11 protein-coding genes and 1 pseudogene are annotated in these 13,306 nt (G+C 45.5%); 6 read left to right on the top strand and 6 right to left on the bottom strand.

Annotated features, from left to right (window positions below; genetic code table 11):
- Window positions 1–45: 45 nt before the first annotated feature.
- From PAV_RS03880 to PAV_RS03870, 3 genes are all read right to left on the bottom strand, one after another.
- A complete protein-coding gene (locus tag PAV_RS03880) occupies window positions 46–2,118 on the bottom strand; it encodes an S-layer homology domain-containing protein (protein ID WP_005543684.1) in 2,073 nt (690 codons plus the stop codon).
- Window positions 2,119–2,189: 71 nt separating this feature from the next.
- Window positions 2,190–4,142 (bottom strand): S8 family serine peptidase, encoded by a 1,953-nt coding sequence (locus PAV_RS36795; protein ID WP_005543683.1) that lies wholly within the window; start codon window positions 4,140–4,142, stop codon window positions 2,190–2,192.
- Entirely contained in the window at window positions 4,105–4,557 is a 453-nt protein-coding gene (locus PAV_RS03870) for a hypothetical protein (protein WP_005543682.1), read from the bottom strand. The genes PAV_RS36795 and PAV_RS03870 overlap by 38 nt, the downstream gene beginning before the upstream one ends.
- Window positions 4,558–4,979: 422 nt before the next feature.
- On the opposite strand from PAV_RS03870, the gene PAV_RS03865 reads away from it, so the two are divergent.
- The 4 genes and pseudogenes from PAV_RS03865 to PAV_RS03850 all read left to right on the top strand — a co-directional run bounded on the left by PAV_RS03865 (window position 4,980) and on the right by PAV_RS03850 (window position 6,949).
- Window positions 4,980–5,177 (top strand): mannosyltransferase YkcB-related protein, encoded by a 198-nt coding sequence (locus PAV_RS03865; RefSeq protein WP_040734936.1) that lies wholly within the window; start codon window positions 4,980–4,982, stop codon window positions 5,175–5,177.
- 112 nt (window positions 5,178–5,289) lie between these two features.
- On the top strand, window positions 5,290–5,802 hold the full coding sequence (locus tag PAV_RS03860; RefSeq protein WP_005543681.1) for a GtrA family protein: 513 nt from the start codon (window positions 5,290–5,292) through the stop codon (window positions 5,800–5,802).
- Window positions 5,702–5,944 (top strand): annotated as a pseudogene (locus PAV_RS03855) (sugar phosphate nucleotidyltransferase); the annotation flags it as partial. The gene PAV_RS03860 and the pseudogene PAV_RS03855, both read left to right, overlap by 101 nt.
- Before the next feature lie 213 nt (window positions 5,945–6,157).
- Entirely contained in the window at window positions 6,158–6,949 is a 792-nt protein-coding gene (locus PAV_RS03850) for an exodeoxyribonuclease III (RefSeq protein ID WP_005543679.1), read from the top strand.
- A gap of 58 nt (window positions 6,950–7,007) precedes the next feature.
- Here the strand turns inward: PAV_RS03850 and PAV_RS03845 are convergent, their stop codons facing one another.
- Window positions 7,008–7,772 carry a DUF6597 domain-containing transcriptional factor gene (locus PAV_RS03845; RefSeq protein WP_238555735.1) on the bottom strand — a complete coding sequence of 255 codons (765 nt, stop codon included), beginning with the start codon at window positions 7,770–7,772 and terminating at the stop codon, window positions 7,008–7,010.
- 1,295 nt (window positions 7,773–9,067) lie between these two features.
- Between PAV_RS03845 and PAV_RS03840 the strand changes: the two genes are divergently transcribed.
- Window positions 9,068–9,433: an SRPBCC domain-containing protein gene (locus PAV_RS03840; RefSeq protein ID WP_005543675.1), complete on the top strand. Its 366-nt coding sequence runs from the start codon at window positions 9,068–9,070 to the stop codon at window positions 9,431–9,433.
- A gap of 55 nt (window positions 9,434–9,488) precedes the next feature.
- Here PAV_RS03840 and PAV_RS03835 read toward each other — a convergent pair whose 3' ends face one another.
- Window positions 9,489–10,265: a YheC/YheD family protein gene (locus PAV_RS03835; RefSeq protein WP_005543672.1), complete on the bottom strand. Its 777-nt coding sequence runs from the start codon at window positions 10,263–10,265 to the stop codon at window positions 9,489–9,491.
- A gap of 134 nt (window positions 10,266–10,399) precedes the next feature.
- Between PAV_RS03835 and PAV_RS03830 the strand changes: the two genes are divergently transcribed.
- A complete protein-coding gene (locus PAV_RS03830; protein WP_238555764.1) occupies window positions 10,400–11,389 on the top strand; it encodes a CapA family protein in 990 nt (329 codons plus the stop codon).
- 80 nt (window positions 11,390–11,469) lie between these two features.
- Here the strand turns inward: PAV_RS03830 and PAV_RS03825 are convergent, their stop codons facing one another.
- Window positions 11,470–13,293 (bottom strand): response regulator, encoded by a 1,824-nt coding sequence (locus tag PAV_RS03825; protein ID WP_372515314.1) that lies wholly within the window; start codon window positions 13,291–13,293, stop codon window positions 11,470–11,472.
- Between the last annotated feature and the right edge of the window lie 13 nt (window positions 13,294–13,306).

The following is a 13,306-nucleotide window of genomic DNA, read 5'->3' as shown; positions in this document are numbered from 1 at the left end:
GAAATGATCGTGGGATTTCTGCTTCTTGTGTGTAAAAAACGTGGATTACAGCTCGTTCAATACGCGGAACAAAATGATAGCTGCTTGTGCACGAGTAGAAGTTCCAGCCGGATTGAATGTATTGTTGTCCGATCCTTTAATGAGTCCTTTGCTGACTGCATACGCAACGGCTGCCTTCGCATCTTGGGAGATGCGCGCTTCATCCTTGAACCCAAGCGATGCGTTCGATTGGGACAGGTCGGCCTTCAGGGCTTGTGCCAGCAAGACGACCATCTTCTCACGCGTGATCGGATTGCGTGCGCCAGGCTCAGCAATTCGCTGTTCCCATGTCTTTCCGCTGTTCGTCAAGCGATCAAGCAAGGAAGAGAACTCGGCTTGAGTAATAACATCGTTCGGCTTGAAGGTATCTAAGCTATCTTTGCCGCGCAGCAGCTCATGAGCGGCGATGACTTCGATTTCCTCCTTAGCCCAATGTGCAGCAATATCGCTAAATGTTCTTACATGCTCAGCAATTGTATAGGTACCAAATTGAGTCACTTCGAACGTAACAGACTTTTTATCGTCAGCCTTGGCTCCTGTCTGTACATAGCTCCAAGGAGGCGTCGTATCTTGCGTGCGAGCGTATATACCCGCTTTGCGGATATCTTTCGAAGCATCTGATAACTTCAGGGTGATTTCGAGCGTTACGCCCTTCGCGTCCTTAGGACCGCGGATTGTAATCATTGGTGTCGTGAAGGTCGCCTCGCCGCGCTCCTTGCTGAATCCTTTATCCTTATGATCGGATAGGGACACCACCAGCTCGAGTCCGTTCGTGCCGATAAGTTCAGTTAAGGACTTATTCGGAATGACAATGGCATAATCTGCTCCAGCCAGGTGCAGATCCTTGCCTGATTCTTGCAGCAGCTTAACTGTCGATTTATCTAGCGTGAACGCAACTTCGCCATATTCCTTCAAGCGAACATCGCTGATATCGAGTTGGACTTGCTTGGCATCTTTGTCCTTCAGCTGTTTTTGAACAGCGTCTGCCTGAATTTTGAACACGGCATTTACCGTACTATCCTTCTTCGTCTCCGTCAGCAACCCTGCTTTCAATTGCTTTCCTGATGGAGTCGGGGCAGTCAAGGCTGCGGAACCTCCTGATGAGGCAGGATAAGTCGGCGGCTCTGGCTTCGGATTTGGAACGGTTGGCTTGATGATTTCAATCTTAGGATACAAAATCGCACCTATTGGAACTGAATTACTGCTCTCATTAAGCAGCTTCACGGCCTCAAGCTTAAACTCATATGTTCCTTCTTGATTTCCAGTGAAGGTGAATGTTGCAAGATCACCTTCGCCTTCATAGGCGCCACCGCTTAGACTGATGCTATAGTTCAATGTCTTCAAGCCATCTTTTTCGGTTATTTCTTGATGAACAAGCAGTGGCGTATCTGGATAGTGTTTCTGTTGATAAGTGGCGAGCGTAACGCTTGGTTTCACATCCAGCAAAGTTAGCTTACTGTCATAAGTAAGACTGAATGAAGCGGAATAGACGGCTTCTGCAACAGAATAGTTGACCTTGACATCAAATGGACTTCCAGTGAATACTTTAGAACTGCTGCTGCCCGCATATACAATGTCCTTATTATCAAAAACAATATGTTCGGCAGGCTCAGTGAAACCATTTAAAGCAATGTCATATACGAATAAATAAAACTCGTTGTGACCTGGCTTCAAATTGACCGGTATCTCAAATGTTCCATCCTTGACGTTAATGGTACCGTCGAGTTGTTTTCTTGATTCATCAACTACAGCTGTGGCAATATACTGGTCGAAATCTCCAGGGTGTAGATCAATAAACAAATCCTTTGTAATTTTTCCTCGAATAATCCCCTTACCCGGATTCTCTCGATCAATGATAAGCGGAGGATCATTCAACGTGTATTCAGGTGCATGACGATCAATTACGAATTCTGCTGCCTGCTTGTCAAGCTTCTTGCCATTGACGAACGGCGCTAGCTCATAAGATCCATCTGGCAACGCAGCAACTTTTCCATCTTTCGTTACTGTTCCTCCCCATTTTCTTTCTCCATATATATCTGGAAGGTGAAGCTTGCCCTTGCTGTCATAGAAGTCCCCCATATATGTTCCGTATACAAGGTCTGTTACCGATAGTTTGAAGTCTTCCAGTGGTTGTGTTAAATCAAACGAAGCTAAAGCCGCTGCGGTTTCCTCAGCATTTCCGCCCGGTGATAAGTTTTTGGTTTGACTGTTAGATTCGTAATTGAAGCAATTTCATACTGACCTCCAACGTACAAACTTACAGGCAAATGCAGTTGATGATTCGTAGTTTGCTCGGTTAGAGTAATGGTTCCTTCATAGTTGCCTTTAGCAGCATCTGGCGGGATTACCACCTGAACAGTAAAGCTCTCTTTCCCATTTGCAGGCACGGTTACTGAACTAGAGCTGAATTGCAGATCAATGCCGTTGCTTGTTCCGTTCCATATACTGCTTATCGTATAGGTTTGATTCTTATTGGCGATATCCTTCACGGTAATGTCTCGAGTATAAGTGCCTGATGGAACCAGTCCAAAAGATACGCTCCCGGTTTCATAGGAGATAGTTTGTCGATCCTTTGTTGCATTTGTAGTAGCCTGAACGAGCGCAATGGCTGTGGCCTCAATAGACTTATTGAGGTCTGCTCGACCAGCTCCTTGCTCGGTTATAGTATAAGAGGTATGATTGCGATCTTCTATCGGCAAGGCATTATTCATAAGGAGCGCCTTCAGCTCATCCCTTGCAATCTTGTGGTTGTATTTCTCCAGCAGCAAGGCAGCCGCGCCTGCGATATGAGGGGCAGCCATGCTGGTGCCTTGTGAATCTTGATAAGCATTCGTATAGTTCCCATCCCATGCTGGAACAGAGGAGCGTATTGCGACGCCTGGGGCAGTGATGTCTGGTTTAACGGTATAGTCTGGATAGATTGGCCCGCGGGAACTGAAATCCGCTAATAGATCCTTTTCTAGTATCGTATCAAAGGTGATTTTGGTAATTCCCTGCTCCAAGTTCTTTTTGAGGGCTTGTCCAGCGGACCGGGAAATTGTATAGGTAGGCGCGTAGGTGCCGGCTTCCTCAAGTTTAGCCCTCAGTTCACTCGACTCATTGTTGAAGATGATAACTGCTGCCGCACCAGCTTCGGTTGCATTTTTTGCTTTGTCATGAAAGCTGAGGTTGCCGCGCGAAACGAGCACCAGTTTGCCGGAAACGTTAATGTTTTTGTAATCCTCAGATGTGCCGAAGTTGGCGTATACCACATCGAATTCTTTGCCTTTTTCAGAGATTTCCGGAGCGTATTCAGCCAGTTGAGCATACAATAATGGTTGAATACCGTTGGCCTTGAAAAAAGACGTAATCATCGGAGGCGTGGAAGCACCTACGGATATAGGAAGATGAGCGCCACCTGGAGTGCCAATCGTTCCAGGCATTGGGCCATCGTTGCCTGCCGCTAATACAACGGTCACGCCTGCCAGTACCGCATTGTTAACGGCCACCGAATCAGCTGTATACGCGTTATTGAATGTTCCTCCGAGCGAGAGGTTGATGACGTCCATCTTGTCTGTTACCGCTCGGTCGATAGCTGCAATAATATTCTCAGTCGATCCACCTCCGTATGGGCCGAGCACCCGGTATACATATAAATCAGCACCTGGAGCTACCCCTCTGACCCAGCCGTTTTTACCGTTCGGATTGTTCGGATCACCCCGGCCGACAATTGTACCGGATACATGTGTACCGTGAGTTGTATGATATTCCTTGCCGTCTGGTCTTTTCGGCTTCGTCGAATCAGGGAGAGTTTCCATTGGATCATTGTCATTATCGACGAAGTCCCATCCGCCTTTAAATGCATCTTTTAAGCTTGGATGGCGATAATCGACCCCTGTATCTAGTACCCCAACCTTAATGCCGTTCCCTTTGACACCAATATCCCATAATTGGTTTGCACCGATGTGTGGAGCACTCTCATCCATTAGAGGTTTGTATACATACCCGTTGTCGACAGGCAATGTGTTGTACTCCAGGTTCGGATAAACAGCTTTTACATTAGGAAGCTTCGCAAGTTGATCCACTTCATTTGCTGGAATGCGTACGGAATATCCGTTGAACACTTTCGTGTACTCGCGATTGAATACAACATTTAATTTTTTTGGCTTGTGATTTGAAGGCAGTATGCTCTAAGCGAATTTTCCGTTCCTGATTACTGGCTGATGGTGCCAGGCTTTGACCTTGCTGAGCGGAGTGCAGAGCTACGGGGTCTGACTTTAATTCGACGATCACCGTTATTGGATTGTTGTTGTCGGATTGAGGGACGAGATTCCCTGTTTGAGTAGGAGCTAAAGAGTTTTGGAATTGATCAGAGAGTTGGAGCTGTGACGACAAACTCGATTCGATCTTTGGTGTGACTTGTTCTTGCGATTGAACATCTTGTGCATAAATGTGTGATGAGGTGGGGAATAGCATGGCGGCTACTAAAGCGATGCTAAGGATTCCCGCTAATTTTTTACGTATCGTATGTAGATTCAAGCTGTAGCCTCCCTTTAAATGATTGATGATGTTTTTGTGAACCTCCGGAATCTCTTATTCTACTAACCTCCTTAATTCAGTATTTGATTCCATATCATTCCAATAGGTGATAGTGAATATTGTAGCGCACACTTTATTTGAAAACATGGGTATTTAGTCCTAAATCATATTTTAGAAAGGCTATTAAGTAGGCTTAGAGTGATAGGAAATGTTGAGAAAATCAGAGTTTCGTTGTTAAACAGATCGGATTTCTCATTTTCAGCATATATTCAGCTAGCCCTCATATTTCGTTCAGTTCCGCTTAAGCCTGTGCTCAGCTAGCCCGGGTATGATGGTTGCTATCAGATGTCTTCGGGAAACGCGGGGCATCTTCGGCAATCTTTTAGAAGGGGAATCACGTCCATGGGTTCTATAAAAAGAAAATGATTTTTTCAGGCTCAGATCCGATTCTTACTATAGAGAAGCTGAAGAAGTTAATTACTGATAAAGAAGTGAAATATTTCTTGATTCCTTCGGGCAGAGGCTTTGGCGGCCCAGACGGCAGAAGTAACGGGGTTATAGAGTGGATTCGAGAGAACGGGAAAGAGATAACGAATACAGAATGGAGTAACAGCCTGTAGCAGAATGGATCGGATCAATCAAGAGAAATGAGAGAGAGATTCCAATTCCTCTATGAAATTCAGGAAACACAAGACAATGAATAGAAGTCATATCAGGAGAGGAGAGAATGCCATGAGGGTCGATAAGCAAGCGGCGATTCAATTTATGCGCTACTGCCAAGTTGGATTTGCCAACACGATTGTAGATTTTTCCGTGTTCTATCTGCTTATCGCGGGGGAAGCATCGTATGTAATGGCGCAAGTTGCCTCCTCCGGTGCCGGAATGATCAATAGCTTTCTCCTCAATCGGAAATGGACGTTTCAAGTGTCGGATAAAATCAGGACACACGAAATCATGAAATTTGCGCTATTGAACGGAATCTCGATGCTGCTTTCCTCCGGTCTGTTGCTGATGCTGATTGACTGGAGCGGGCTTCCGCTATGGATCAACAAGCTGGTGGCTACGACAGGAGGGATGTTCGTGAATTATAGCGGCAGTCGATTTTGGGTATTTGCACATTATCAAGAGACAAGGAAGGAGGATAATGGCAATCAGGAAGGTTGTAATCCCCGCAGCCGGCATGGGAACCAGGTTCCTTCCAGCCACGAAGGCTCAGCCGAAAGAAATACTGCCGATTGTGGATAAGCCTGCTATTCAATATATTGTGAAAGAAGCCGTACAATCCGGCATTGAAAGCATTATTGTCGTAACCGGGTGGAATAAACGCTCGATTGAGGATTATTTCGATAACTCCTTCGGGTTGGAACAAACACTGTTAATTCAGGGAACGGGGAGACACGCGAGAAGAGCTGTCATAGCTGTTATCATATCTGCTGCATCTTACTGCAGAAGAAGAGATTAAGTTTTACTAGTTTGCATGAGGGACGAAGCGGGATCCAACCATCTCCTTGTCAGATCATTCTACTAGCCGTACTTTCTTATGTTACACTATTTAAGAGAGTATTAACGATTACTAGTTATGGCAAGGAGATATAGAACAATGAAGCTTATATCCTGGAATGTGAATGGCTTGCGGGCTTGTGTGAATAAAGGATTTTTGGACTATTTCCGAGAGATGGATGCGGATATCTTCTGTGTTCAAGAGACGAAGCTGCAGGAAGGACAGATTGACCTTGATCTCGGCGAGGAATATGAGCAGTATTGGAATTATGCGCTCAAGAAGGGGTATTCAGGCACAGCCGTATTTACGAAAAAGAAGCCCCTATCCGTACGCTATGGAATTGAGGAGAATGAGGAGCCGGAAGGCCGAATCCTTACACTTGAATTCGAATCTTTCTTCTTAGTCAATGTGTACACACCGAACTCGAAGCGTGATCTATCCCGTCTGGAAGAACGACTGGAGTGGGAAGAGCGATTCCGCTTCTATTTGCAGAAGCTGGATGCCTGCAAGCCAGTTATCGTGTGCGGAGACTTGAACGTTGCCCATCAAGTGATCGACTTGAAAAATTCGAAGTCGAACCATGGCAATTCCGGGTTCACCACCGAGGAGCGGGAGAAGATGACGATTTTGCAGGACGCGGGCTTCACGGATACATTCCGTCATTTCTATCCGGACCAAACGGATGCGTACACCTGGTGGTCATATATGCCGAAGGTACGCGAGCGGAATATCGGCTGGCGCATTGACTACTTCCTCGTATCTTCACGTTTGCGCGATTTTTTGGTGGATGCTCGTATTGACTCGAATATTTTAGGCAGTGACCATTGCCCAATTCACTTGATTATGAATGATTGTGATACGCCGCAGTCAGAGGATAAGGCGAAGGAATAGGATTGCATGACAAAGGCCGGGCTCCTTAGTAGATAAGGATATCCGGCCTTCCATATGTCTATCGCAGAATTCCCTTCATATATTCCTCAGGTGTAGCTCCAATAATAGCTTTGAAATCCTTAATGAAATGGGATTGATCGTAATAGCCAAGGTCTGCGGAGAGACCGAGTATATCCTCATAAATTCCATTGTCAATCAATTCTGCGGCATTTTGCAAGCGATAAAGTCGAATGACCCATTTGGGTGTTGCACCAACATACTGCTGGAACAGCCTTTGCAGCTTGCGCTTATTTACCTCGAATTGTTCACATATTTGATCGACCTTCGTAATTGAGCGATCTTCTTGAATGCGGCCAATAATCCGATTGAGATAAGCTACATTGCCATCTCTTGCGGGGAGATGTGCCTTGAAGAAAGTTTCGGCCACCGCGATCATGCCCTCATCCTCTTCTTCTGACAACACCACTTGTTCAAACTGCCTTATGTCGACTTGGAAGACTTCTTCAAATCGCATGGAGCGTCCTGTAATTTGCATGATGGGCTGTTTGACGAAGGGATAAAATCCTCCTGGCTTGAACTTGATACCGAGCACCTTCCCTTTCCCCTCAAGGCGTTGGGAATAGCGGTTCGGTGCAACACCGTAAATGGCCGTTTGATTGGGTTCGATGACAATATTAACGCATGGATTTGGGACGATTTCCTGTTCGAAGGGGGGCTGTCCGGTCAAATCCCAATGAATCACCCAGAAGTGTTTCATGACATCACATAAATCCCCAGAAGGACTATGGCGCGCAAGCGTGAATTTCTGTTCACCCTGCTTCATATTCAGAATGCCCATGCTGGGCTTAGAGGGAGCGGGTTGCATATGTACGATGGGAATCACTCCTGTGATCAAGATGGGTGGAGTCATTAAGTGAAACAGATGGAACCGCGCTTCCTTTTTTGACTAACATGATATAGCCATCGACAGATTGATGGTGAAAGTCTCAATATACTCTAGTGCCTTTGCTATACTCATAAAAAATCCCTCCAGCAGGAGGGGAAGGCAGGCCTAACCATTTTCATTTTCTAAAATAGAATACAACTAAAAAGGATATACGTATCATATATCTATGTGAATAAAAACCGCTGACCGGGCAAAGTCATGGCGTCTTTTTCGTTCTTAAAAAGAATTCTAGCACTGCCTGCGAATCTAGTAAATGTTTTCCTGTTGCTTATCCGTAGATTCGTCATCGTGCATACTACGAATAAAGGTTGTTACATACTTATTATTGCTGTCATAGATATACCTGTAGCCATCTATGCGCACTTGTATTGATCATTCGAAATGTCTTAGCTGTCTTCTCTTATCCCTTTGGTACTTTCATCTTTCAATCGTTGCTGCATTTTGTCTTGACCTTCTCAAAACCATAGCCTACCCTGGTTGCCTTATATGGGAGGATTTCTAGGAGCCTCGGCTCTTAAACTTCAGGACTTTGTAAGGTACTGGGAGGAAAAAATAGAACACAGAACGAATAGTTCCTTATATAAGCGGTAAATTGATTCCTACGAAAGCATTTGATTAAAGTCGGAAGTGTAGATAGACGAGTAGCCTATCTACATTACATGAAAATATCTTTGAAAATCGTAAAGCATAATAGATGAAAGGATTAGCGAATGAATACGTAGTGGCTTGGCGGAGTATATGTGGTAATAAACTTGAAATTAATGGGAGGAGAATATGGGGAATTTTTTTCAAAAACTACTTACAAGTAGTATCGCAAAGAAAACGATCACATAATATTGTAAATCTTGTCATCAATCTTGCCCTCATTATATTTTTTCTCTCATTTGGAATAACAAGAGGATATCTAAACAACGGATTCGTTTTAATATTTGTAATGTTTGTGTGCTCTGTGCTTCTTATGAAAATTTCGTTTGCACTTTACTGCCTAATAAAGAAAAAATCCCCTTAAGATACCTCCAAAGGGGATTTTTTATGATTAACTTAATTCAGCTAGTTCACGTCGCTGCTGTTCAGTCAAATAAACATCGCACGTAACTGAAATGTCGCGTTTTTACAATACAAGTATTAGGGCAATACCTATAATCATAGTAGCGGTAGGAGGAACTTACCGAATGTGCATGACGAGTATCATTTCAAAAGGGGGATATAACAAGTGGAGGTATCAGTATGTCGGCCCCGGCAATGATGGGGATGAGACGGTACATGTATATGGCCACATATTAGCTTATGAACCAAACAAAGTGTTGAGCTATACAGAGCATCCGGGTCCATCTTATCGAGAGAATCATGCGGAGTTGGAGACTAGAATTACCTTTTCCATTGATGAGGTAGGGGGCTGTACGAAATTGACGCTGGTCAATGACAATTGGACAGAAGGGCATCCTTCCTATGCGAGTACGAAGGAGCATTGGTGGATGATTCTGAGCAATATTAAGACACTGGCCGAAACAGGGAATACACTGGATTTTGGCTGGTAAAATCATATAGAGCAAGAGCGAGCCGACGTAATGTCGGCTCATTTCTTTTTGGGGCCTATGATACAGATTCATTTTCTTGGTACAGTTTCTCAATACAGTCCCAACATATTTTTTCTGGCTTCATATTGACCTCGATAATCCAAGGCTTCAGTCGCTGATCAAGTCCGATATCAATGCCTAGAAGCTTCACTCCCGGATATTTGCTTTCGATTTTTTCGCTTGCACGAACCCCGATACGATCTATTTGCTCTTTCACATTACGCAGACTTACCCAGTTCGTATGAGAGGACAGCAGCTTCTCAATCGATACAGGACTTCCACCGCTGCGGATGTTCGTAACGATTTTGTTCGATTGGGCTACACGTCCTAAGATGCCTTCATTTTTCCAGCTTTCGTCTTCTTGCTTCTTCACCATAATTCGCAGATCGAAGGGGCGATCCTCCCAGTGCAATAAGTCAATGCCCTGCTGCACGATATACTTTTTGCTTGTTTTCTTGGAGAGAATGAAGGAATACAATCGTTCTTTCGAGTGAAAGGTATGCTGCTTCGTTCCGCGATGAACATGGAACTGCTCCGTTTCAGATGAATCACTGGACTTAGTTACCTTCATGACTCCTTCGCCAAAGGCGCCTTGATTGGGTTTCACATAGACAGATGGATATAACGACAGCATAAAAAACAACGATTCCTTATCCAGCTTCATCGTCTCCGGCAAATGTCCGCGCAGTTCATTGTCCTTCATTAATTCCGTATGATGCTCCAATTTAGGGCCCTTAGGTTTTACGACAGAATGAGTGACAGATGCACTCTTTCTCTTTCTTCGGCTTTTCATGAAATCGTCTCCTTGCCATATGTTTACCTTATCCTATTCGTGTGGTAAAGAACTTGCTTTTCAAGTCTCTGCTTTTTTTACACATTGTTCGAATGCGGAATACACTATGGGCAAGGAGGATGAATGCTTTGGAAATGATTCGAATTGCGGCTGTAGGGGATCTTTTGATGAAAAGTGAGATTATTGGCTCTGTGAAGGAAGATGATGGCTATCGGTTCGAGCCTATTTTCGAACAGGTTGCGCCCTATTTTCAGGAGCATGATCTTACAATCGGCAATTTGGAAACGACATTTTTAGGAACCAACTGGCATGATGAGGGTATTTTAAAGCGGCCAGACAGCAATCGGTGGATAGAGAAAAGGCATCCGAAAACGAGATATCCTATATTCAGCTGCCCGGATGAGTTGGCGCCTGCACTGCAGCATTCGGGCTTCGACCTGCTCACGACAGCGAACAATCACTGTATGGATGGCGGAATTAAGGGGCTTGTACGGACACTCGACGTATTAGATAGGCATGGGCTGCAACATACCGGTACTTTTCGCACGCGCGGGGAAGCGAATAACAGGCTGATACTAACCGTAAAAGGGATTAAACTTGGAATTGCCGCGTATACGCAAGGAACCAATTCCATTCCCGTGCCGAATCCATGGCAGGTCAGTCGCCTGAATCGGAAGAAGCTGTTTGCAGATGTGCGCGAGTTGAGAAAGAGTGCGGATATCGTGATCGTTTGTTTGCATTTTGGACGGGAATACCGCACCTCTCCTACACCGAGCCAACGCAGGCTGATGTCTCTGCTATTTCGTCAGGGAGTGAACATCGTGCTGGGAGCGCATCCCCATGTGCTCCATCCTGTGACTTCGGCCAGAACGAAGGACATTTACGGACAAACAAGGCTGCGTGTGGCAGCTTCGTCTTTAGGCAATTTTTTGACAACACGGCTGAAGAAGGAGCCGAAGACGTTGCAAGGCATGATTCTGTCTCTCACGATAACGAGAGATAAAAGAGGAACAGCGGACATTACGAAAATCGACCGGATCAAGACTTCCGTGCAACGCTATGAGGAACAAGGACGAACAGTGTTCAAAGTCGTTCCGGAACGGCCATGGCGCCAAGAGCATTAATGGATTTGCAGAAATGGGAAGGGATAAGGATCGCGCACTTTCCCCTCCCTTCTATTCCTTCGTTCCTCTAAGTAGAGGCCTTAACTTAAATTCTCCAGTTTCCCCTTCAGTACGGCCTCTTCCCGATTGCTAACCTGTAGCTTGGAATAGAGAACCGAGCAATAATTCCGCACCGTGCCTTCGCTTAAAAACAATCTCTCCGCTATAGACTTGTAACGCAAGCCCAGCGATAGATGCTGCAAAATTTGCTGTTCACGCTGTGTAAGTCCGTATGGATCGTCCTGAATACGACTTGCGCCATTTTCCATTTTGCTCGACTTCAATTGCTTCATGCCTGCAAATACTTGCTCCGCAATGCCCTCTGCAATCCATGTCCCGCCATTATTTATTAATTTGATAGCCTCGGTCAGTTCTCTAGGATGGACAGACTTCAGCATATAGCCGTTGGCTCCGCGCTTAAGGGCCGTTATCGCTTGCTCGACGTCTGAAAAAGTGGTTAGGATCGCGACTTTCAAGTCTGGCCATGACTGCTTCATCGTTTGCAGTGCGCTAATCCCGTCTATTTCCGGCATTTTTACATCCATAAGCACGAGATCCGGGTTGAGCCGTTCGCATTGTTCAAGTGCAGCGCGGCCATTGGAGGCTGTTCCAACCACCTCGAATTCAGGGTGCTTGATCAATAAATCTTGCAAGCTATGCAAGATCAATTCCTGATCGTCTACGACAAGGATTCGGATTGCGGCATTGGAGGTTGGCATGTTAAGCGGTACCGAACACACGACAACCGTGCCTTCCTGAGGACGTGAATGAATAGATAAATTGCCGCCTAGTGCGAGCAAACGCTCTTTCATTCCCGACAGTCCATAGCCGTGTTGTACCTGCTCCATCCCTTGCCCATTGTCCTCAATATGTAAACGGAGCCATTCTTCATCGTAAAATAGCGAAATATCAATGGAGGTAGCCTGCCCGTGACGTGCAGCATTCGTCAAGGCTTCTTGCAAGCACCGATATAGGCAGTAACTAACGTGCTTCGTTACAGGAGACTCTGTTCCCAACATACGGAGCTTTACCTTGATGCCTGTTGATGTATAGAAGTCGTTCGACAGCTGGTTTATCGATTCGCTTAGGGTTCCATCCATCTGATCCGGAGACAGATCATGCAGATGTTTGCGAATATCATCGAGCCCTTTGCGAGCCCGCACTATAATTTCCCCATATTGATCGCTGTGTGGTTCAGGAATAGCGGGACGTATCGATTCCAATCCCATAATGATGGATGTTAACGTGTGCCCGATTGTATCATGGAGTTCGTGGGACAGTCTGCTCCGCTCCTCGATCAGAGTAAGCTGCTCTACTTGGGTTACATGATGTTCGAGGACGCGATTCTGCTCTTGAATGATTAGGCTTTGCTTATGAGTGAGCGCCAATAATTGGAAAGCGAAGCCTAGAAAGTATGCCAACCCGTTGTTCGGCAAGTACTGTAGCATAATCACATCCATTGCTGAATTCGTGACCATGCCGATACCGAAGGGAATACAGATCACGACCAGGGGAGCGGTCCACCACAGCCAATTTTGGCTGCTTAAGAAGCCGAATACAAAGGCAGCCATAAGGAACTGCCAAGAGGCTAAAGGCAAGTAGGCACTTATCCAAATGCTAGAAACCCCACAAAGCACGATTTCTGCAAGCATATACCATTGCCTTCCGAAGCGTTGCAGCAGCGGAAGAGGATAGACGAACAAGGCTAGCGCACAGAGCATCCACACCGCGTGAGGGAATTCTTCACGGAATGCTAGTATGATGACTGACGCGCTGAACAGCCAATAGATTCGAGTGACCAGAATCGCCCAATCGTACCACGCCCGCTGTTTCGTCCACGGTATTGCTATATTCAATGTCAGCACCTCATTTCATATC

This window comes from Paenibacillus alvei DSM 29 (genome assembly GCF_000293805.1).
GTDB lineage: Bacteria > Bacillota > Bacilli > Paenibacillales > Paenibacillaceae > Paenibacillus_B > Paenibacillus_B alvei.
This window is presented reverse-complemented; position numbering and strand designations above follow the sequence as displayed.

Bases quoted from the DNA above. Each gene is read 5' to 3' on its own strand.
- PAV_RS03880 (WP_005543684.1), bottom strand. From the start codon at position 2,118: ATGGGGGACTTCTATGACAGCAAGGGCAAGCTTCACCTTCCAGATATA.
- PAV_RS03865 (WP_040734936.1), top strand. From the start codon at position 4,980: ATGATTTTTTCAGGCTCAGATCCGATTCTTACTATAGAGAAGCTGAAG.
- PAV_RS03860 (WP_005543681.1), top strand. From the start codon at position 5,290: ATGAGGGTCGATAAGCAAGCGGCGATTCAATTTATGCGCTACTGCCAA.
- PAV_RS03850 (WP_005543679.1), top strand. From the start codon at position 6,158: ATGAAGCTTATATCCTGGAATGTGAATGGCTTGCGGGCTTGTGTGAAT.
- PAV_RS03845 (WP_238555735.1), bottom strand. From the start codon at position 7,772: ATGAAGCAGGGTGAACAGAAATTCACGCTTGCGCGCCATAGTCCTTCT.
- PAV_RS03840 (WP_005543675.1), top strand. From the start codon at position 9,068: ATGTGCATGACGAGTATCATTTCAAAAGGGGGATATAACAAGTGGAGG.
- PAV_RS03835 (WP_005543672.1), bottom strand. From the start codon at position 10,265: ATGAAAAGCCGAAGAAAGAGAAAGAGTGCATCTGTCACTCATTCTGTC.
- PAV_RS03830 (WP_238555764.1), top strand. From the start codon at position 10,400: ATGATTCGAATTGCGGCTGTAGGGGATCTTTTGATGAAAAGTGAGATT.